This is a genomic window from Pseudomonas guangdongensis, from assembly GCF_900105885.1.
GTDB classification, from domain to species: Bacteria; Pseudomonadota; Gammaproteobacteria; order Pseudomonadales; family Pseudomonadaceae; genus Geopseudomonas; species Geopseudomonas guangdongensis.
The window spans coordinates 2,649,494-2,669,017 of the sequence record NZ_LT629780.1; the positions used below are offsets into that span (position 1 = coordinate 2,649,494).

Consider the following 19,524-nt stretch of genomic DNA (forward strand, 5'->3'; position numbering starts at 1 on the left):
GCCAGGCCCCGCAGGCACGGCGCGGCGGCCGGGATGCCGGCGGCGATGGGCTGGCGGGGGGAGTTCAGCATCAGGATCAGGCGGTCTGCGCGCCACAAAGAAAAACGGCAACCCGGATCTCGCTGCCAGGCCGATCCGGGTTGCCGCAAGTACAGGCCGGGGGCGCCGTGTCGACCCCCGGCCTTTAGGCCCCGCGCCGCGCTCGGGCGAGGGGCGAGCGTCCTTACTCGGTGGCCAGCACGCCGCGGCGGATCTGGTCACGTTCTATGGACTCGAACAGCGCCTTGAAGTTGCCTTCGCCGAAGCCGCTGTCGCCCTTGCGCTGGATGAACTCGAAGAACACCGGGCCCATCAGGGTTTCCGAGAAGATCTGCAGCAGCAGGCGCTGCTCGCCGTTCTCCGCCGCGCCGTCGAGCAGGATGCCGCGCGACTGCAGCTCGGCCACCGGCTCGCCGTGGCCGGGCAGGCGGCTTTCCAGCATCTCGTAGTAGGTCGCTGGCGGCGCGGTCATGAAGCGCATGCCCAGCTCCTTGAGGGCGTCCCAGGTCTTCAGCAGGTCGTCGGTGAGGAAGGCCACGTGCTGGATGCCCTCGCCGTTGAACTGCATGAGGAACTCCTCGATCTGCCCGGCGCCCTTGGAGGATTCCTCGTTGAGCGGGATGCGGATCATGCCGTCCGGCGCGGTCATCGCCTTGGAGGTCAGGCCGGTGTATTCGCCCTTGATGTCGAAGTAGCGGATCTCGCGGAAGTTGAACAGCTTCTCGTAGAAGTCCGCCCAGTAGGCCATGCGCCCGCGGTAGACGTTGTGGGTCAGGTGGTCGATCAGCTTGAGGCCGGCGCCCTGCGGGTGGCGGTCGACGCCCTCGATGAATTCGAAGTCGATGTCGTAGATCGAGCTGCCGTCGCCGAAGCGGTCGATCAGGTAGATCGGCGCGCCGCCGATGCCCTTGATCGCCGGCAGGCGCAGCTCCATCGGCCCGGTGGGGATGTCGATCGGCTGGGCGCCCAGCTCCAGGGCGCGGGCGTAAGCCTTATGCGCGTTCTTCACCCGGAAGGCCATGCCGCAGGCGGACGGGCCGTGCTCGGCAGCGAAGTAGGAGGCGAGGCTCTTCGGCTCCTTGTTGAGGATCAGGTTGATGTCGCCCTGGCGGTACAGGTCGACGTCCTTGGAGCGGTGGGTGGCGACCTTGGTGAAGCCCATCATGGCGAAGATGGGCTCCAGGGTGTTCGGCGTCGGGGCGGCGAATTCGATGAATTCGAAGCCCATCAGGCCCATCGGGTTATCGAAGAGATCGGTCATGGCGGTTTCTCGTGTGCAAGCGGATTGAATGAAGGTGTAGCAGCTCAGCGGTCGAGAAACCGGAAGGGCGGCGCGCAGGACAGTCCGCGCACGCTGCGGGCGAGGAAGTCGCCCATGAGCAGTTGCAGGCCGAGGATCTTCATGGCGGGGACTCAGGCCGGGGTGTCGGCCTGGGCGTCCGGGTGGGCCTGTCGGAAGGCCGGGTGTTCGAGGGCGCGGCGTTCGACGCGGACGATGCGCGGCAGGTCGGCGAAGTCCACGCCGAAGCGGCGCGCGGCGTACAGTTGCGGCAGCAGGTAGACGTCGGCCAGTCCCGGGCGCGGGCCGAAGCAGAAGCCGTGGTCGCCGATCAGCGCCTCGACCGCGCGCAGACCCTCGCCGATCCAGTGGGCGATCCACTGCTGCACCTGCGCCTCGTCCAGACCCAGGCCGCGCAGGCGTTCGAGCACCGCGACGTTGTGCAGCGGGTGGATGTCGCAGCTGATCAGCGCCGCCACGCCGCGCTGGCGCGCGCGCTCCAGCGGATCGGCCGGCAGCAGCGGGCATTGCGGGTAGCGTTCTTCGAGGTATTCGAGAATCGCCGGCGACTGGATCAGCAGCACGCCCTCGTCGCTGCGCAGCGCCGGCACGCGACCTTGCGGATTGATCGCACGGTAGGCGCTCTGGCGCTGCTCGGTGTGGCCGGGGGCGAGGTTGACCGGGATATGCCGGGCCTCCAGTCCCTTGAGCGCCAGGGCGATGCGCACCCGGTAGGAGGAGGTGGAACGGTAGTAGGTATACAGGTCCATGGCCGCACGCTCGTGTTGGACGGTCGGGCGGGAGCGCTCGTACCGTCTCCTCGCTCGCCCGAATATTGTTCTTTGCGTAACTGCGTTCTGATTTGTGCAATTTGCAGCGTAGCGGCCGGGCTGTCAAGCGCTGTGCTCAGTTCAGCACATAGCCCTGCGGCAGCAACGGCTCGGGCAGCGGCTCGCCGAGCATGTCCAGCAGGTCGATCTCGATGTGGCGCACCAGCGCCGTGAGCGGCAGGTCGTTGTCGGAGAGGCCGAACGGCTCTTCCAGTTCGTCGCCCAGGGCGTCGAGGCCGAAGAAGGTATAGGCGATGATCGCCACCAGCACCGGGGTCAGCAGTTCCAGGGAGGCGACCAGTCCGAACGGGAGCAGCAGGCAGAACAGCCAGGCGGTGCGGTGCAGCAGCAGCGAATAGGCGAAGGGCGTCGGCGTGCTCTTGATCCGCTCGCAGGCGGCCTGGGCGCAGGCCAGCGCCTGCAGGCGCCGCTCCAGGCCGAGGTACAGCACGTCGCTGAGCTGGCCGCGGCGCAGCGCGTCGGCCAGCTCGATGTTGAGTGCCTGCAGCAGGGCTTCGGCGGCGTTGCGGCGCTGGCGCAGGGCGGCGAGCGCCGCGCCCTCGACCCAGCGCTCGGCGGCCAGCCGGGCGTCCTGGTCGCGCAACTGGGCGGCCAGGGCATGGGCGAAAGCGATGGTGGTCCTGAGCAGTCGCGCCCGCAGGGCCTGCCGTTCGGCGCCGGGCAGCAGGGCGAGGACTTCGCGACCGAGGCCGCGGCTGTGGATGATCACCTCGCCCCACAGCTTGCGCGCCTCCCACCAGCGGTCGTAGCAGGCGCTGTTGCGGAACCCGAGAAACACCGACAGCGCCAGGCCCAGCAGGGAGAACGACGGCGCGCTGAGCTGGCTCAGCCAGTGCATCCAGCCGGCCTCGTAGAGGGCGACCACGGCGCAGGAGAGCAGGGTGATGACGCCGATCTTGGCGGCGATCTGCGGCAGGATGGAACCACGCAGGATGAACAACAGCTTGAGCGTGCCGGGGCGCGGACGAACGATCATGTCGGGGGCGATCCACAAAGGACGGGAGGGGCGGGAGGCGCGCGGATTATGCGCCGCCCGGCGCTTGCCGGCCAGTGCCGGCATGGCGCCGGAGGCCCATTCCAGAGCCTGCGCCGCCGTCGTGGATCGTCTGGCGGCCGCGTCCCGCCGCGTTCAGCGGGCGCGGTCGAAGTAGGTGGTGGTCGCGGTGAGGCGGGCGACTTCCTCGACGTAGGCGCGCACCGCCGGCGGGAAGGCCAGGTCCCTGACCATGCTCAGGTTGCGCAGTCCGGGATAGAGCAACACGTCGTCCCAGCCGAGGGTGCCGCCGTGTTCGCTGGGCAGCGGCAGCGCCGGCAGGCCGGCCAGCATCGCCTCGACCGCCGCCTTGTGCTCGGCGGTTTCCGCCAGCGCCTGGGCGAAGCTGCGCTGGATGAGCTGCTCCTTCTTGGCCTGGAAATAGTCGCGGGCCGAGGCGGTGGCGAACTCGGGCAGGTCTAGGGCGATATCGCGGGGGAACAGCAGGCACCAGATGGCCAGGCGCGCCCGGTCGAGCTGCGCGCGGATCGCCTCGGTGTCGCCATGGGGGCGGATGGGCCGCAAGACGTCGCCGATCTCGTCCAGATGGCGGGCGATGTCCAGGCTTTCGCCCATCGCGCTGCCGTCGTCGAACTGCAGGATCGGCACCTGCTTGGCGCCGATCATCGCCAGGCAGCTCGCCTCGTCGTCGTTGAGCAGGTAGACCTGCTCGACCGGCACGCGCTTGTAGTGGGCGACCATCTCGGCACGGATGCAGAACGGGCAGTGGTCATACAGATAGAGCCGCATGGGCAGTCCTCGCTCGGGGGGCTGGGCCGGGCGGGCTCAGGTGGCCGCCCGGCGGGCAATCATTGCAGAACCTGGGCGTTGAATTGCTGCAGGCAGACCTGCCACCACTCGAAGGAGTCTTCGAGGTTGTCGCGGGTGATGCCGTGGTCGGCGTTGATGTCCATCTCCAGGCGCGGGTCGCCGTCGTTGTCGAGAAAGGCCTTGGCGAAGCGGTTGTCGCGGTTCCAGGCGTTGATCTCGGTGAGGTTGGTGGCGACCCCGGACCAGCCGGCGCTGAACTGCAGGGCGGTGCAGTCGCGGCCGTTCTTGCAGCCGTAGAAGTAGACGCCGTACTTGGTGCCGTCGATGCGCCCGACGATGTTGGGATCGCCCACGTCGTCGGTGCCCAGCTCGGCCGAGCCGAAGCCTTTGGCGATTTCCAGCACCTGCTGGGGGTTGCTGGCATCGATCAGGGTGCTGGCCTGGGCGGCGCCGGTGCCCAGTGCCAGGATCAGCAGGCTGCGCAGGGCCAGTTGGGGGACGTTCATGCTCGACTCTCCGTGTGTGTGATGGCGGACGACCGGCGCGCAGTGTAACCGCTGCGGCGCGGCGGGAAATCCGCCTTCGTGCTATGTTGCGCGCCTTGCAACGTGCTCTGGAATCGCCATGAAATTCATCCACCAACGCGAGCAGCTCAACGAGGGCGACCAGATCGTCATCGAGAGCTCGCTGCCCTGCAACATCCGCCTGATGAACGACGCCAACTTCCGCGCCTTCAAGAACGGCGCCCGGCACAACTACATCGGCGGGCACTTCGACCGCTTCCCGGCGCGGATCAACGTGCCGAGCAGCGGCTTCTGGAACATCACCCTCGATACCGTTACCCGCCGCCCGATCAGCGTGACGCGCAAGCCGAAGCTGGAGTATTCGATCAGGATTCGGCGGGCGAAGCCGGGGTACTGAGCCACGGCCGGTGGCTGGCTGTGACCGCTCCGGATACGAAGAGGCCCGCAGATGCGGGCCTCTTCGTGTTTGCCGGTGGATCGGTCAGTCGTCATACCCCAGATTCGGTGCCAGCCAGCGCTCGGTCACGCCGAGATCCTGGCCCTTGCGCCGGGTGTAGCGCTCGACCTGATCCTTGTCGACCTTGCCGACCGCGAAGTACTGCGCCTGCGGATGGGCGAAGTACCAGCCGGAGACGGCGGCGGCGGGGAACATGGCGTAGTGCTCGGTGAGGAACACGCCGCTCTGGCCGGGTTTGCCCATCTCGGCCTCGGGGTCGAGCAGGGCGAACAGGGTGCCCTTTTCGGTGTGGTCCGGGCAGGCCGGGTAGCCGGGGGCCGGGCGGATGCCCTTGTACTGCTCCTTGATCAGCTCCTCGTTGCTCAGCGCCTCGTCCTGGGCATAGCCCCAGTACTTGGTGCGGACTTCCTTGTGCAGCCACTCGGCGCAGGCCTCGGCGAGGCGGTCGGCCAGCGCCTTGACCATGATGCTGTTGTAGTCGTCACCCTTGGCTTCGAAGTCCTTGGCCAGCTCCTCGGCGCCGATGCCGGCGGTGACGATGAAGCCGCCCATGTAGTCGGTCACGCCGCTCTCTTTCGGGGCGACGAAGTCGGCCAGCGACAGGTTGGGCTTGCCGTCCGGCTTGATGGTCTGCTGGCGCAGGTGGTGCAGGGTGGCGAGCTTCTCGCCGTTGTCGGCGTAGACCTCCAGATCGTCGTCCTCGACCTGGTTGGCCGGCCAGAAGCCCAGCACGGCGCGGGCCTTGATCAGCTTCTCGTCGATCAGCTTCTTCAGCATCGCCTGGGCGTCGGCGTACAGCGCGGTGGCGGCCTCGCCGACCACCTCGTCGGTGAGGATGCGCGGGAACTTGCCGGCCAGATCCCAGGAGATGAAGAACGGCGTCCAGTCGATGTACTCGGCCAGGGTCGACAGGTCGATGTCCTCCAGCACCTTGACGCCGGTGAAGCTCGGCACCGGCGGCTGATAGCCGGCCCAGTCGAACTGCGGCTTGTTGGCCACCGCCTTGTCGTAGCTCAGGCGCTCGGTGCGCGCGCTGCGCGCGGCGGTGCGCTCGCGCACCTCGGCGTACTCGGTCTTCAGCTTGGCGACGTAGTCGGGCTTCATTTCCTTGGACAGCAGGGTGGTGGCCACGCCCACCGCGCGCGAGGCGTCGGTGACGTAGACCACCGCGTCGTTGCTGTACTGCGGCTCGATCTTCACCGCGGTGTGCGCCTTGGAGGTGGTGGCGCCGCCGATCATCAGCGGCAGCGAGAAGCCCTGGCGCTGCATTTCCTTGGCGACGTGGACCATCTCGTCGAGCGAGGGGGTGATCAGCCCGGACAGGCCGATGATGTCGCACTTCTCCTCGATGGCGGTCTTGAGGATCTTCTCCGCCGGGACCATCACGCCCAGATCGACGATGTCGTAGCCGTTGCAGCCGAGCACCACGCCGACGATGTTCTTGCCGATGTCGTGGACGTCGCCCTTGACCGTGGCCATGAGGATCTTGCCCTTGGCTTCCGGTTTGTCGCCCTTCTCGGCCTCGATGAAGGGGATCAGGTGGGCCACCGCCTGCTTCATTACCCGCGCGGACTTGACCACCTGGGGCAGGAACATCTTGCCGGCGCCGAACAGGTCGCCGACCACGTTCATGCCGGCCATCAGCGGGCCTTCGATGACTTCGATCGGGCGCGCGCACTGCTGGCGGCACTCCTCGGTGTCCTCGACGATGAAGGCGGTGATGCCCTTGACCAGCGCGTGTTCCAGGCGCTTGTCCACCGGCAGCGAGCGCCATTCCTCGTTCTCGACTTCCTTGACCGCGCCGCCGCCGCGATAGTCCTCGGCGATGGCCAGCAGCGCCTCGGTGGCGCCGGCGTTGCGGTTGAGCACCACGTCCTCGACCTTGTCGCGCAGCGCGGCGGGGATCTCGTCGTAGATCTCCAGCTGGCCGGCGTTGACGATGCCCATGGTCAGGCCGTTCTTGATCGCGTGGTAGAGGAAGACCGAGTGGATCGCCTCGCGCACCGGGTTGTTGCCGCGGAACGAGAAGGACACGTTGGACACGCCGCCGGAGGTCAGCGCATAGGGCAGCTCGTCGCGGATGTAGGCGCAGGCCTCGATGAAGTCCACCGCGTAGTTGTTGTGTTCCTCGATGCCGGTGGCCACGGCGAAGATGTTCGGGTCGAAGATGATGTCTTCCGGCGGGAAGCCGACTTCGTTGACCAGGATGTCGTAGGAGCGCTGGCAGATTTCCTTCTTGCGCGCGGCGGTGTCGGCCTGGCCGGCCTCGTCGAAGGCCATCACCACCACGGCGGCGCCGTAGCGCTTGCACAGCTTGGCGTGGTGCTTGAACTGCTCGACGCCTTCCTTCATGGAGATCGAGTTGACGATGCCTTTGCCCTGGATGCACTTCAGGCCCGCCTCGATCACCTCCCACTTGGAGGAGTCGATCATGATCGGCACGCGCGAGATGTCCGGCTCGCCGGCGATCAGGTTGAGGAAGGTGACCATCGCCGCCTTGGAGTCGAGCATGCCCTCGTCCATGTTGATGTCGATCACCTGGGCGCCGGCTTCCACCTGCTGCAGGGCGACTTCGAGGGCCTCGGTGTAGTTCTCCTCGCGGATCAGGCGGGCGAAGCGGGCTGATCCTGTGATGTTGGTGCGCTCGCCTACGTTCACAAAGAGGCTGTTGCGGTCGATGGTGAACGGCTCCAGGCCCGACAGGCGGCAGGCCTTGGCAATCTCCGGGATGGCGCGCGGCGGGTACTTGGCCACCGCCTCGGCGATCGCCTGGATGTGCGCCGGGGTGGTGCCGCAGCAGCCGCCGACGATGTTGAGGAAGCCGCTGGCGGCGAATTCCTCGACCACCGCGGCCATCTCCGCCGGGCTCTCGTCGTACTCGCCGAAGGCGTTGGGCAGACCGGCGTTGGGGTGGGCGGAGACATGGGTGTCGGCCTTGCTGGCCAGCTCTTCCAGGTAGGGGCGCAGGTCCTTGGCGCCGAGGGCGCAGTTGAGGCCGACCGAGATGGGGTTGGCGTGGCGCACCGAGTTCCAGAACGCCTCGGTGGTCTGCCCGGACAGGGTGCGCCCGGAGGCGTCGGTGATGGTGCCGGAGATCATGATCGGAAGTGCAACGCCTTCCTCCTCGAACACCTGCTGTACGGCGAAGATCGCCGCCTTGGCGTTGAGGGTGTCGAAGATGGTCTCGATCAGGATCAGGTCGGCGCCGCCCTCGATCAGGCCGCGGGTGGCCTCGGTGTAGTTCTCCACCAGCTCGTCGAAGGTGACGTTGCGGTAGCCGGGGTTGTTGACGTCCGGGGAAATCGAGCAGGTACGGCTGGTCGGGCCGAGCACGCCGGCGACGAAGCGCGGGCGATCCGGGGTCTCGGCGGTCTTGGCATCGCAGACCTGGCGGGCCAGGCGGGCACCTTCCACGTTCAGCTCGTAGGCCAGGTGCTCCATGCCGTAGTCGGCCTGGGATACGCGGGTGGCGTTGAAGGTGTTGGTTTCCAGGATATCGGCGCCGGCGTCCAGGTAGGCCTTCTCGATGGCGCCGATCACGTCCGGGCGCGACAGCAGTAGCAGGTCGTTGTTGCCCTTGACGTCGCTCGGCCAGTCGGCGAAGCGCTCGCCACGGTAGTCGGACTCCTCCAGCTTGTAGCTCTGGATCATGGTGCCCATGCCGCCGTCGAGGATCAGGATGCGTTCCTTGAGGGCGTTCTGGAGGGCCTGGAGACGGGCGGCGCGGTCGGTCATGGGGACTACCTAGAAAGGGTGGATCGAAAGGCGCGGATGATAGCAAAGCTGCATGGTTCTGGAGCGCATGCGGGTGTAGCATGAATTTTGTTCATGTTGGGCCGGCGTCTGCGAGGCTTTCCACGCGCCGCGTGGAAGCCGGATCCCGGTGGTGCGGCCGCGTTGCGGAGCCTCCGCCCCCGTGCCGGCGGGCAAACGGCTAGAATCCCCCGAAACCCGCCACGGACAGCCCCATGCCCATCCCCTTCCTGCTGCTGATCCTGCTGCTGATCCTGCTGTTCAGCCTGCCGCTGTCCGCCGCCCCGGTCTCCTTCACCCGCGATGTGCAGCCGATCCTCACCGCCAAGTGCGTGGCCTGCCATGCCTGTTACGACGCGCCCTGCCAGCTCAACCTGGGCAGCGGCGCCGGTCTGGCGCGCGGGGCATCGAAGGTGCCGGTGTACAACGGCACGCGCACCCAGGCCGAGGCGACCACCCGGCTGTTCGTCGATGCGCAGACGGAGCAGGGCTGGCGCACGCGGGGCTTCCATTCGGTGCTGGAGGGCGGCGACGCGGCGCTGGTGGCGCGGATGCTGGCGCTGGGCCGTGCCCACGCGCCGCTGCCGGGCAGCAAACTGCCGGAGGATCTGGACATCGGCATCCGCCGCGACAACCAGTGCCCGACGCCTGGAGAGTTCGACGACTTCGCCGCCCGGCAGCCCAGTGCCGGCATGCCCTTCGCGGTCAGCGGGCTGAGCGATGGCGAGTACGCGCTCCTGCAGCGCTGGCTGGCCGAGGGCGCACCGCTGGATGGCGAGCCGGTCGTCGCCAATCCCTCGGAAGCGGCGCAGATCGAGGCCTGGGAGGCGCTGCTCAATCGCCGCGGCGCCCGCGAGCAACTGGTGGCGCGCTGGCTGTACGAGCACCTGTTCCTCGCCCACCTGTATTTCGACAAGGGCGCCAGCGGACATTTCTTCGAGCTGGTGCGCTCGCGCACGCCCACGGGCGAGGCGGTGGATGTGATCGCCACGCGGCGCCCCAACGACGACCCCGGTACGCGCTTCTTCTACCGCCTGCGGCCGGTGCAGGGGGTGATCGTACACAAGACCCACATCACCTATGCCCTGAATCCGCGCAAGCTGGCGCGGGTCGAGGGGCTGTTCTTCGCCGGCGACTGGACGACGGATGCGGTGCCCGGCTACGGCCCGCACCGCCGCGCCAACCCGTTCGAGACCTTCGCCGCGATCCCCGCCGAGGCGCGCTACCGGTTCATGCTGGACGACGCCGAGTACTTCGTGCGCACCTTCATCCGCGGCCCGGTGTGTCGCGGCCAGATCGCCACCGAGGTGATCCGCGACCACTTCTGGACGCTGTTCCAGGACCCGGCCCACGACCTCTACCTGCTCGATGCCGAGTACCGCGAGCAAGTCACGCCGCTGCTGGCGCTGCCCGGCCAGGAAGACGACCTGGCGCGCCTGCCGCTGGTCTGGCGTACCTACCGGGCCAAGCGCAACGGCTACGAGGCGGCGCGCCGCGAGGCCTATTCGCACACGCCCTATCCGAGCTGGTCGCACATCTGGGCTGGCAACGACAACGCGCTGCTGACCATCTTCCGCCAGCACGACAGCGCCTCGGTGCGCAAGGGGCTGATCGGTGCGGTGCCGCAGACCCTGTGGTGGATGGACTTCCCGCTGCTGGAGCGCACCTACTACGCGCTGGTGGTCAACTTCGACGTGTTCGGCAACGTCTCCCACCAGGCGCAGACCCGCCTGTACTTCGACCTGATCCGCAACGGCGCCGAGCAGAACTTCCTGCGCCTGATGCCGGCGGCGCAGCGCCAGGCGATCCTCGGCGACTGGTACCAGTACAGCGGCCGGCTCAAGCTGTGGCTGGATTACGAGGGCATCGACCGCACCACGCCGAGCGGCCTGACGCTGCCGGCGGAGAATGCCAAGGCGGTGTTCGCCGCCCGGCTGCTGGAGCGCTACGGCACCCTCAACGCGCGGCCCGATCCGCTCAATCGCTGCGGCGACGGGCGCTGCTATCGCGCCAAGGCGAGCCCCGCGCTGCAGCGGGTCGACCAGCGCCTGAGCCGGCTGGCGGCGCGGCCGCTGGCCGAGCTGGCGGCCATCGAGTTCCTCCCCGAGGCGACCCTGCTGCGCGTCGAGCTGGATGGCGGCGGGCGCGAGGTCTACAGCCTGCTGCGCAACCGTGCGCACAGCAACGTGGCCTTCCTGCTCGGCGAGTCGCTGCGCTACCAGCCGGACAAGGACACCCTGACCCTCTACCCGGAGGTGCTGAGCAGCTACCCGAACTTCCTGTTCAGCCTGCGCGAAGGGGAGGTGGCGGCCTTCGTCGCCGCCCTGGAGCAGGCGCGCAGCGCCGGGGAGTTCGAGCGCATCGTGCAGCGCTGGGGTGTGCGGCGCAGCGATCCGCGCTTCTGGAGCCTGTTCCACGACCTGAGCGCACACATCCGCGAGCGCGAGCCGGTGGAGGCGGGGGTGCTGGACATGAACCGCTACCAGAATCTGTGAGCGGCAGCGACGTTCGGCGGGTCTCCGGGCCTTGCGTCGCTGGTCTCCGGCCTTATTCCTACCAAAACGCTAGGACTTTATCCGCGTCCCGGCATCGCGTACACTGCGCGCATGTTTGCGAGGAGTTGCCATGAGCGCCATCACCTTTACCGAATCCGCCCAGGAGTACCTGGCTGACCTGCTGGAGAAGCAGAACACGCCGGGCATCGGCATTCGCGTGTTCATCACCCAGCCGGGAACCCAGTACGCCGAAACCTGCATCGCCTACTGCAAGCCCCACGAGCAGAAGTCCGAGGACACCGCGCTGGCGCTGAAGGCCTTCACCGCCTGGCTGGACGCGGTCAGCGTGCCGTTCCTCGAAGACGCCGTGGTCGACTACGCCACCGACCGCATGGGCGGCCAGCTGACCATCAAGGCGCCGAACGCCAAGGTGCCGATGGTCAACGAGGACAGCCCGCTGCCCGAGCGCATCAACTACTACCTGCAGACCGAGGTCAACCCCGGTCTGGCCGGCCATGGCGGCAACGTCAGCCTGGTGGACATCGACGACGAGGGCGTGGCCATCCTGCGCTTCGGCGGCGGCTGCCAGGGCTGCGGCATGGTCGACATGACCCTCAAGGACGGCGTCGAGAAGACCCTGATGGAGCGCATCCCCGAACTCAAGGGCGTACGCGACGTCACCGACCACAGCAACAAGGAAAACGCCTACTACTGACGGCGCTCGCCGGTCCTGGCCGGCGCTGCGTGCCGGCAAAGAGGCAAGGATGGCGAGCCCCGAGGGTCTCGCCATTTTTTCGTGATGAGCAAGGAGTTCCGCATGCATCCCTTCAACGCTCCCCGTCCGCCGCAACTGGCCTGGCTGCTCGGCTGCGCCGGACTGATCCCCTTCGTCAGCGGTGCGCTGGGTATCTGGTTGACCCCGCTGGGCTGGCGTCCGCTGGTGCTGACCGCGTTGCTCGATTATGCGGCGGTGATCCTCGCCTTCATGGGCGCGATCCACTGGGGGCTGGCGATGCGCGGCGAGCAGGACGACCTGCGTGCGCTGATGCAGCTCGGCCTGTCGGTGATCCCGCCGCTGCTCGGCTGGGCGGCGATCTCCTTCGGCATGCCGGTGGTGCTGGCGATCCCGATCTTCCTGCTCTGCTTCGTCGCCCTGTACCTGGCCGACCTGCGCGCGGTGCGCCTGCAGTTGGCGCCGGCCTGGTATCCGGTCCTGCGCGGGCCGCTGACCCTGGTGGTGAGCCTCAGCCTGCTGGTCGCCTGGCTGGGCGTGCTGTTCGCCTGAGTCGGCGGGGCGCCTTGCGGTCCGCGCTGCCTGGCGATCCCAGGCGATCCCGGTCTTCTGCGGCAGGCTCGCGCTGAGGCCGGTTCAGGGGCGAGGTGCGTCGCGACGAGGGCGCGGCGCTCACGGGGCTTGCGGCCGTGTCGGGCGTGCCGATTGCAGCCCCGGACCACGACCATCCCTCGCGCCGTTGTGCCTATCTGCTAGGATGCCGCCCCGCGGCTCTGTGCCGCGCTTTCGCCCAGATCGAACAATCGCGCGCCCGGGCGCGCCAAGGGAGTGTTGTATGGAGTTATGGGTCGCCATCCAGGCGCTGATTCTCGGCATCGTCGAGGGTCTGACGGAGTTTCTGCCGATTTCCAGTACCGGCCACCAGATCATCGTCGCCGACCTGATCGGTTTCGACGGTGCGCGCGCCAAGGCCTTCAACATCATCATCCAGCTCGGCGCGATCCTCGCGGTGATGTGGGAGTTCCGCCGCAAGATCTTCGCCGTGGTGGTCGGCCTGCCGCGCGAGCGCCAGGCGCAGAACTTCACCCGCAACCTGCTGATCGCCTTCTTCCCGGCGGTGATCCTCGGCCTGGCCTTCGCCGATCTGATCGAGCAGTGGCTGTTCAACCCCATCACCGTGGCCAGCGCGCTGGTGATCGGTGGCGTGGTGATGCTCTGGGCCGAGAAGCGCCAGCATGCCATCGCCGCCGAGACGGTCGACGACATGAGCTGGCAGCAGGCCCTCAAGGTCGGCTGCGCGCAGTGTCTGGCGCTGATTCCCGGCACCTCGCGCTCGGCCTCGACGATCATCGGCGGCCTAGTGTTCGGCCTGTCGCGCAAGGCCGCCACCGAGTTCTCCTTCTTCCTCGCCATGCCGACCATGGTCGGTGCGGCGGTCTACTCCGGCTACAAGCACCGCGCCCTGTTCGACAACGGCAGCGACCTGCCGGTGTTCGCCCTCGGCTTCGTGGCCTCCTTCGTCTTCGCCATGCTCAGCGTGCGCGCCCTGCTGCGCTTCATCGCCACCCACAGCTACGCGGTGTTCGCCTGGTATCGCATCGCCTTCGGCCTGCTGATCCTGGCCACCTGGCAACTGGGCATGATCGATTGGAGCACTGCACAGGGATAGGGGGAGCACGGGCTATGGAACAGCGCGGCGTGCTGAAAAGCTGGAACGACGACAAGGGATTCGGCTTCATCCAGCCGGAAACGGGTGGCGAGCCGCTGTTTGCGCACATTTCGGCGATGCGTGGCGAGCGGCGGCCCCAGGCGGGCGAGACGGTCCTGTTCATTGCCGAGCGCGACCCGCAGGGGCGGTTGCGCGCCCGGCACATGCGTCTTGAGGCGCTGAGCCTCGACCGGCCGGCCATCCGGCGCAAACCCCGTCCGGGCGTGACTCCGGCGGACAAGCCGGCGCGCCGGGAGCGTCCGCCGCGCGCCGGTTCGGCGGGTATCCGCAACTGGCCACTCAAGCTGGCGCTGTTGCTCGGACTCTGCGTGCTGCCGCTCGCCGGCGCGTGGCGGATGCTGCAGCTGTGGGGCCTCGTCTGGCCGTTGGCTGCCTACGCCCTGGCCAGCCTGGTCAGTTTCTTCCAGTACTGGCACGACAAGCGCCGCGCCGAACAGCGCGAGTGGCGCATACCGGAAAGCACCCTGCATGCCGTCGAGCTGTTCGGAGGCTGGCCGGGCGCGCTGCTGGCCCAGCAGGTGTTCCGCCACAAGACCCGCAAGGTTTCGTATCAGGTGGTGTTCTGGGGGATTGTCCTGCTGCATCAGGCGCTGTGGTGCGACTGGCTGTGGCTGGGCGGTCGTTACGGCGGCGCCTGGCTGGCGCTGCTCGGTGGCGGGGCGTAGCCGTCCGGCCCGCCCATGGCCATCGCCGGCCTCGGGGCGTCATGCATCTGGTATACTGCCGCACAGAACCCCGCTCCGGCGGGGTTCGCTTTTTTTGGCTTCCGGCGGCGAATGGGTAGCAAACTGGTACAAGAATGGCACCGTCGCTGAGCCACTCCCTCTGAAACCCCCGTGGATACTGGCCTTGATCTCTACCGCAAACATCACGATGCAATTCGGCGCCAAGCCGCTGTTCGAAAACGTTTCCGTCAAGTTCGGCAACGGCAACCGCTACGGCCTGATCGGCGCCAACGGCTGTGGCAAGTCGACCTTCATGAAGATCCTCGGCGGCGACCTGGAGCCGTCCGGCGGTCAGGTGATGCTCGAACCCAATACCCGCCTGGGCAAGCTGCGCCAGGACCAGTTCGCCTACGAAGAATTCAACGTCATCGACACCGTGATCATGGGTCACGAGGAGCTGTGGCGGGTCAAGGCCGAGCGTGACCGCATCTACTCGCTGCCGGAGATGAGCGAGGAGGACGGCATGGCCGTCGCCGAACTGGAAACCGAATTCGCCGAGATGGACGGCTATACCGCCGAATCGCGCGCCGGCGAGCTGCTGCTGGGCCTGGGCATTCCGCTGGCCCAGCACTTCGGGCCGATGAGCGAGGTGGCGCCGGGCTGGAAGCTGCGCGTGCTGCTGGCCCAGGCGCTGTTCTCCAACCCGGACGTGCTGCTGCTGGACGAACCGACCAACCACCTGGACATCAACACCATCCGCTGGCTGGAAGGCGTGCTCACCGCGCGCAACAGCACCATGATCATCATCTCCCACGACCGGCACTTCCTGAACTCGGTGTGCACCCACATGGCCGACCTGGACTACGGCGAACTGCGCCTGTTCCCCGGCAACTACGACGAATACATGACCGCCGCCACCCAGTCGCGCGAGCAGCTGCTGGCCGACAACGCCAAGAAGAAGGCGCAGATCGCCGAGCTGCAGACCTTCGTCAGCCGCTTCTCGGCCAACGCCTCCAAGGCCAAGCAGGCCACCAGCCGCGCCAAGCAGATCGACAAGATCCAGCTCGCCGAGGTCAAGCCGTCCAGCCGCGTCAGCCCGTTCATCCGCTTCGAGCAGACCAAGAAGCTGCACCGCCAGGCGGTCACCGTCGAGCACATGTCCAAGGGCTTCGACGGCAAGCCGCTGTTCAAGAACTTCAGCTTCACCGTGGAAGCCGGCGAGCGCGTGGCGATCATCGGCCCCAACGGGATCGGCAAGACCACCCTGCTGCGCACCCTGGTCGGCGAGCTGACCCCCGATGCCGGCAGCGTGAAGTGGACCGAGAGCGCCGAGGTCGGCTACTACGCCCAGGACCATGCCGCCGACTTCGAAGACGACATGACCCTGTTCGACTGGATGGCGCAGTGGACCCAGGGCGGCGAGCAGCTGGTGCGCGGCACCCTCGGCCGCATGCTGTTCTCCAACGACGAGATCCAGAAGTCGGTCAAGGTGATTTCCGGTGGCGAGCAGGGCCGCATGCTGTTCGGCAAGCTGATCCTCAACAAGCCCAACGTGATGGTGCTCGACGAGCCGACCAACCACCTGGACATGGAGTCGATCGAGGCGCTCAACCTGGCGCTGGAGAACTACCCGGGCACGCTGATCTTCGTCAGCCACGACCGCGAGTTCGTCAGCTCCCTGGCCACCCGCATCATCGAGCTGTCGGAAAACGGCGTGACCGACTTCAGCGGTAGCTACGACGACTACCTGCGCAGCCTTGGCGTAGCGGTCTGAGGCACAGGGCAGGGCGCCTCGGCCCCCTGCCCGCAGCGACCGGCCTGGGCATCCGGCCCGGTCTTCGAGCGCGCGTCCGGCCCTGGCCTGGCGCGCGCTTTGTCGTTCAGGAGGTGGGCTGCGGGCGCAGCGGCGCGAACTCCTCGGGAGTGATGGTTTCGCGCTCCAGCAGCAGCCGCGCGCCGGCATCCAGCTCCGCGCGGCGGCGCTGCAGGATTTCTCCGGCGCGGGCGTAGGCGGCGTCGATCAGCGCGCGCACCGCCAGGTCCACCTCGCGGGCGGTCTGCTCGGAGTAGTCCTTCTCACGCATGGCGATCACGCTCTCGCCGAGAAAACTGTTGCTCTGCCGCTCCAGCACGGCCTGGCCCAGTTCGGCGCTCATGCCGAAGCGGGTGACGATCTGCCGGGCGATGTCGGTGACCTTGGCCAGGTCGTCGGCCGCGCCGGTGGAGACCTCGCCGAACAGCAGCTGCTCGGCGGCGCGCCCGGCCAGCAGTACCACCATGCGGTCCTTGAGTTCCTGCAGGGTGATCAGGAAGCGGTCCTCGGTGGGCCGCTGCAGGGTGTAGCCCAGCGCGCCGATCGAGCGCGGAATGATCGACACCTTGTGTACCGGGTTCATGCCGGGCAGCGCGCTGGCGGCCAGCGCGTGGCCCATTTCGTGCCAGGCCACCACCTCGCGCTCGTGGGGCTGCAGCAGGCGACCCTTGCGCTCGGCGCCGGCGACGATGCGCTCCACGGCGCGGGTGAAGTCGTCCATGCTCACCTGCTCGGCGCCGCGCCGGGTGGCGGTGATCGCCGCTTCGTTGACCAGGTTGGCCAGGTCGGCGCCGGTGAACCCCGGAGTGAGGCCGGCGAGCTGCTCCAGATCGACCTCGGCGGCAGCCTGGATACGCTTGATGTGAACCCGCAGGATCGCCGCGCGGCCCTTGCGGTCCGGGCGGTCGACGACGATCTGCCGGTCGAAGCGGCCGGCGCGCATCAGCGCCGGATCGAGAATTTCCGGGCGGTTGGTGGCGGCCAGCAGCACCACCCCTTCGCGCGGATCGAAGCCGTCCAGTTCGGCGAGCAGTTGGTTGAGGGTCTGTTCCTTCTCGTCGTTGCCGCCGAAGGCGCCGACCCCGCGGGCCTTGCCGAGGGCGTCCAGTTCGTCGATGAAGATGATGCACGGCGCCGCCTTGCGCGCCTGCTCGAACAGGTCGCGGACCCGCGCGGCGCCGACGCCGACGAACATCTCGACGAACTCCGAGCCGGAAATCGAGAAGAACGGCACCCCGGCCTCGCCGGCCACCGCCTTGGCCACCAGGGTCTTGCCGGTGCCGGGCGGGCCGACCAGCAGGATGCCCTTGGGAATCCGCGCGCCGAGGCGGCTGTAGCGGGGCTGGTCCTTGAGGAAAGAGACGATCTCCTCCAGCTCAGCCTTGGCCTCGTCGATCCCGGCGACATCGGCGAAGGTCACCCCGGTATCGCGCTCGACGTACACCTTGGCCTTGGACTTGCCGACGTTGACCAGCCCGCCGAGTCCCTGGCGGTCGGCCATGCGCCGGAACAGGAAGCTCCAGAAGGCAAAGATCAGCACCAGCGGCAGCAGCCAGGAGAGCAGGGCGGAGAGGGCGGTATTCTGCTTGACGGCGGCGAACTGCACCCCGGAGCGGGCCAGCGCCTCGGCCAGTTGCGGATCGACGCGGTTGGTCACGAAATGGCTGCGGTTGTTGATCGGGTCGAGCAGCTTGCCGCTGATCTGCTGCTGGTCGATGCGCAGCTCGGTGAGCTTGCCGGCGTCGAGCAGGCGGAGGAACTCGCTATAGGCGATCGGCTCGACCGCCCGGCGCTCGCTCCACCAGCCCTGAAACACCAGCAGCAGGCTGAAGGCGAGCAGAAAGTACCAGGCGTTCCACTGAAACTTCTTGTCCATGCGCGGCTCCGGTTGTGCAGGTTCGGCCTGTGCAGGATAGCCCTCCGGCCATGCCCGGGCTTCGCTGCGCGGCTGCGCCATGGGGGAGAAGAGAGGCGATGCACCGTTCTGCATGGGGTGCGAACAGGCAACTCGCTGCTCGGCAAGGTGGCTCATCTACAGCCGTTGTTTAACATAATGTATTTGATAAGTGCATTCGCAACCCCCTACCGTGCACCGGATTAACAGTGCGGGGAGGAGGCGGCGGGAGCGAGCGATGGCGTGCCGTACCCACAGCTTTTCGAGCAGGTTCGTCAGGGTTGCGCGCTCTGCCAGTCCAGACGCAGGTTGCCGTCCTGCACATGCACCGTGCAGCCGAGCGGGGCGCATTCGCGCAGCAGGGTCTCGTACAGCCAGTGCCGGTCGAGATCCGCGGCCTGCTCGATGCGCAGGCGGTGCAGACGGGTGGGCACCATCTCCAGGTCGAGCAGGCGCCCATCGTCGCCCAGTGCGGCGAAGTACAGCAGCCCCAGTTCGCCACGAAACACGCCATGGCTCTCGATGCCCTCGTAGTCGTTGAGGCGGTCGCCGCAGCCATAGAGGATCAGCCGCTGGCGGTAGACCTCGATGCCCTTGATGTGGTGCGAGGAGTGGCCATGGATCAGATCGACGCCGGCCCGGTCGATCAACGCATGGGCGAAGGCGCGCTGTTCTTCGGGGATGGCGAAGCTCCAGTTGTCGCCCCAGTGCAGCGAAACCAGCACCCGGTCGCCGGCGCGGCGCTGCTGGCCGATCAGCGCCGCGACCCGCCCCAGGCTGCGCGGCGACAGGTCGTCCAGGCGCGCCACGCCCGGCTGATGGGCAGCCGCGGCCCAGTGCGGGGGAATGCCGCTGTCCGGCAGACCGAAGGCGAACACCAGCAGGCGCCGGCCATCCGGCAGCGGCAGCACGGCCGGCGCCTGGGCCTGCTGCAGATCGAGACCGGCGCCGGCCCAGGGCAGGTCGTGGGCGCGCAGGGTGTCCAGGGTATCGCGCAGGCCGGTTTCGCCCCAGTCCAGCACATGGTTGTTGGCCAGCACGCAGCAGTTGATGCCGGCGGCCTGCAGCAGCGGGAAGTTTTCCGGACTCATGCGGTAGTTGATGCCCTTGGGCTCGGGGCGGCCGTGGCGGGTCAGGGCGGTTTCCAGATTGATCAGGCGGACCTGCGGCCGGCGGCGGCGGATCTCGGCCAGGGCATCGCCCCAGGGGTAGGCGAAGTCCACCGGCCGCTCGATGACGGCGCAACGCCGCTCGGCGAGGGCTACATAGTCGTTGGCATCGTGGACGAAATCTTCGTACAGCCGCGGATCGCCGGGGTGCGGGAGGATCTGGTCGATGCCGCGGGCCGGCATGAAGTCGCCGAGCAGGAACAGGCTGAGCGGGGCGCTGGCCATGGAGTCCACCTTGCGGCGCCGGTCGCGCCGCGGGTTGCCGGAGGGTCGTGGTCGTCCCTGGCGTTATGGGCGCTTGTCCTCGTCCCTTGCATCC

At 67.8% G+C, this 19,524-nt stretch carries 15 protein-coding genes; 7 read left to right on the top strand and 8 right to left on the bottom strand.

Going from position 1 to position 19,524, the window contains the following annotated elements; all coding sequences use genetic code 11:
- Nucleotides 1-223: 223 nt before the first annotated feature.
- The 5 genes from hppD to BLU22_RS12485 all read right to left on the bottom strand — a co-directional run bounded on the left by hppD (nucleotide 224) and on the right by BLU22_RS12485 (nucleotide 4,479).
- Complete coding sequence (hppD, locus tag BLU22_RS12465; RefSeq protein ID WP_090215058.1) at nucleotides 224-1,300, bottom strand: 4-hydroxyphenylpyruvate dioxygenase; 1,077 nt, start codon at nucleotides 1,298-1,300, stop codon at nucleotides 224-226.
- Nucleotides 1,301-1,452: 152 nt separating this feature from the next.
- The gene (maiA, locus tag BLU22_RS12470) at nucleotides 1,453-2,088 is read right to left on the bottom strand and encodes a maleylacetoacetate isomerase (protein ID WP_090215060.1); all 636 of its coding nucleotides are present in this window, start codon (nucleotides 2,086-2,088) and stop codon (nucleotides 1,453-1,455) included.
- Between the two features lie 136 nt (nucleotides 2,089-2,224).
- On the bottom strand, nucleotides 2,225-3,145 hold the full coding sequence (locus BLU22_RS12475) for a bestrophin family protein (protein ID WP_090215063.1): 921 nt from the start codon (nucleotides 3,143-3,145) through the stop codon (nucleotides 2,225-2,227).
- Between the two features lie 153 nt (nucleotides 3,146-3,298).
- Nucleotides 3,299-3,952, bottom strand: a complete 654-nt coding sequence (grxB, locus tag BLU22_RS12480; RefSeq protein WP_090215066.1) for a glutaredoxin 2 — start codon at nucleotides 3,950-3,952, stop codon at nucleotides 3,299-3,301.
- Between the two features lie 59 nt (nucleotides 3,953-4,011).
- Nucleotides 4,012-4,479 (bottom strand): YbjN domain-containing protein, encoded by a 468-nt coding sequence (locus BLU22_RS12485; RefSeq protein WP_090215069.1) that lies wholly within the window; start codon nucleotides 4,477-4,479, stop codon nucleotides 4,012-4,014.
- Nucleotides 4,480-4,597: 118 nt separating this feature from the next.
- On the opposite strand from BLU22_RS12485, the gene BLU22_RS12490 reads away from it, so the two are divergent.
- Nucleotides 4,598-4,894: a DUF1883 domain-containing protein gene (locus tag BLU22_RS12490; RefSeq protein WP_090215072.1), complete on the top strand. Its 297-nt coding sequence runs from the start codon at nucleotides 4,598-4,600 to the stop codon at nucleotides 4,892-4,894.
- 84 nt (nucleotides 4,895-4,978) lie between these two features.
- Here BLU22_RS12490 and metH read toward each other — a convergent pair whose 3' ends face one another.
- Entirely contained in the window at nucleotides 4,979-8,689 is a 3,711-nt protein-coding gene (metH, locus tag BLU22_RS12495) for a methionine synthase (protein WP_090215073.1), read from the bottom strand.
- Nucleotides 8,690-8,922: 233 nt separating this feature from the next.
- Between metH and BLU22_RS12500 the strand changes: the two genes are divergently transcribed.
- From BLU22_RS12500 to BLU22_RS12525, 6 genes are all read left to right on the top strand, one after another.
- Complete coding sequence (locus BLU22_RS12500) at nucleotides 8,923-11,202, top strand: fatty acid cis/trans isomerase (RefSeq protein ID WP_090215074.1); 2,280 nt, start codon at nucleotides 8,923-8,925, stop codon at nucleotides 11,200-11,202.
- Nucleotides 11,203-11,332: 130 nt separating this feature from the next.
- A complete protein-coding gene (gene nfuA, locus BLU22_RS12505; RefSeq protein ID WP_090215075.1) occupies nucleotides 11,333-11,917 on the top strand; it encodes a Fe-S biogenesis protein NfuA in 585 nt (194 codons plus the stop codon).
- A gap of 102 nt (nucleotides 11,918-12,019) precedes the next feature.
- Nucleotides 12,020-12,487, top strand: coding sequence for a DUF3429 domain-containing protein (locus tag BLU22_RS12510; protein ID WP_090216448.1), 468 nt, complete (start codon nucleotides 12,020-12,022; stop codon nucleotides 12,485-12,487).
- A gap of 283 nt (nucleotides 12,488-12,770) precedes the next feature.
- Complete coding sequence (locus BLU22_RS12515) at nucleotides 12,771-13,604, top strand: undecaprenyl-diphosphate phosphatase (protein WP_090215076.1); 834 nt, start codon at nucleotides 12,771-12,773, stop codon at nucleotides 13,602-13,604.
- 14 nt (nucleotides 13,605-13,618) lie between these two features.
- Nucleotides 13,619-14,329, top strand: a complete 711-nt coding sequence (locus BLU22_RS12520) for a DUF1294 domain-containing protein (RefSeq protein WP_090215078.1) — start codon at nucleotides 13,619-13,621, stop codon at nucleotides 14,327-14,329.
- A gap of 184 nt (nucleotides 14,330-14,513) precedes the next feature.
- The gene (locus tag BLU22_RS12525) at nucleotides 14,514-16,103 is read left to right on the top strand and encodes an ABC-F family ATPase (protein WP_090215081.1); all 1,590 of its coding nucleotides are present in this window, start codon (nucleotides 14,514-14,516) and stop codon (nucleotides 16,101-16,103) included.
- A gap of 106 nt (nucleotides 16,104-16,209) precedes the next feature.
- Here BLU22_RS12525 and ftsH read toward each other — a convergent pair whose 3' ends face one another.
- Both ftsH and BLU22_RS12535 read right to left on the bottom strand, forming a co-directional pair.
- On the bottom strand, nucleotides 16,210-18,018 hold the full coding sequence (gene ftsH / locus BLU22_RS12530) for an ATP-dependent zinc metalloprotease FtsH (protein WP_090215083.1): 1,809 nt from the start codon (nucleotides 18,016-18,018) through the stop codon (nucleotides 16,210-16,212).
- 293 nt (nucleotides 18,019-18,311) lie between these two features.
- Entirely contained in the window at nucleotides 18,312-19,430 is a 1,119-nt protein-coding gene (locus tag BLU22_RS12535) for a CapA family protein (RefSeq protein ID WP_090215085.1), read from the bottom strand.
- Nucleotides 19,431-19,524 lie beyond the last annotated feature (94 nt).

Excerpts from the sequence above, each read along its gene's own strand:
- BLU22_RS12490 (WP_090215072.1), top strand. The coding sequence starts at position 4,598 with ATGAAATTCATCCACCAACGCGAGCAGCTCAACGAGGGCGACCAGATC.
- BLU22_RS12515 (WP_090215076.1), top strand. The coding sequence starts at position 12,771 with ATGGAGTTATGGGTCGCCATCCAGGCGCTGATTCTCGGCATCGTCGAG.
- BLU22_RS12520 (WP_090215078.1), top strand. The coding sequence starts at position 13,619 with ATGGAACAGCGCGGCGTGCTGAAAAGCTGGAACGACGACAAGGGATTC.
- metH (WP_090215073.1), bottom strand. The coding sequence starts at position 8,689 with ATGACCGACCGCGCCGCCCGTCTCCAGGCCCTCCAGAACGCCCTCAAG.
- maiA (WP_090215060.1), bottom strand. The coding sequence starts at position 2,088 with ATGGACCTGTATACCTACTACCGTTCCACCTCCTCCTACCGGGTGCGC.
- nfuA (WP_090215075.1), top strand. The coding sequence starts at position 11,333 with ATGAGCGCCATCACCTTTACCGAATCCGCCCAGGAGTACCTGGCTGAC.
- BLU22_RS12510 (WP_090216448.1), top strand. The coding sequence starts at position 12,020 with ATGCATCCCTTCAACGCTCCCCGTCCGCCGCAACTGGCCTGGCTGCTC.
- ftsH (WP_090215083.1), bottom strand. The coding sequence starts at position 18,018 with ATGGACAAGAAGTTTCAGTGGAACGCCTGGTACTTTCTGCTCGCCTTC.
- BLU22_RS12485 (WP_090215069.1), bottom strand. The coding sequence starts at position 4,479 with ATGAACGTCCCCCAACTGGCCCTGCGCAGCCTGCTGATCCTGGCACTG.
- BLU22_RS12500 (WP_090215074.1), top strand. The coding sequence starts at position 8,923 with ATGCCCATCCCCTTCCTGCTGCTGATCCTGCTGCTGATCCTGCTGTTC.
- BLU22_RS12535 (WP_090215085.1), bottom strand. The coding sequence starts at position 19,430 with ATGGCCAGCGCCCCGCTCAGCCTGTTCCTGCTCGGCGACTTCATGCCG.
- hppD (WP_090215058.1), bottom strand. The coding sequence starts at position 1,300 with ATGACCGATCTCTTCGATAACCCGATGGGCCTGATGGGCTTCGAATTC.
- grxB (WP_090215066.1), bottom strand. The coding sequence starts at position 3,952 with ATGCGGCTCTATCTGTATGACCACTGCCCGTTCTGCATCCGTGCCGAG.
- BLU22_RS12475 (WP_090215063.1), bottom strand. The coding sequence starts at position 3,145 with ATGATCGTTCGTCCGCGCCCCGGCACGCTCAAGCTGTTGTTCATCCTG.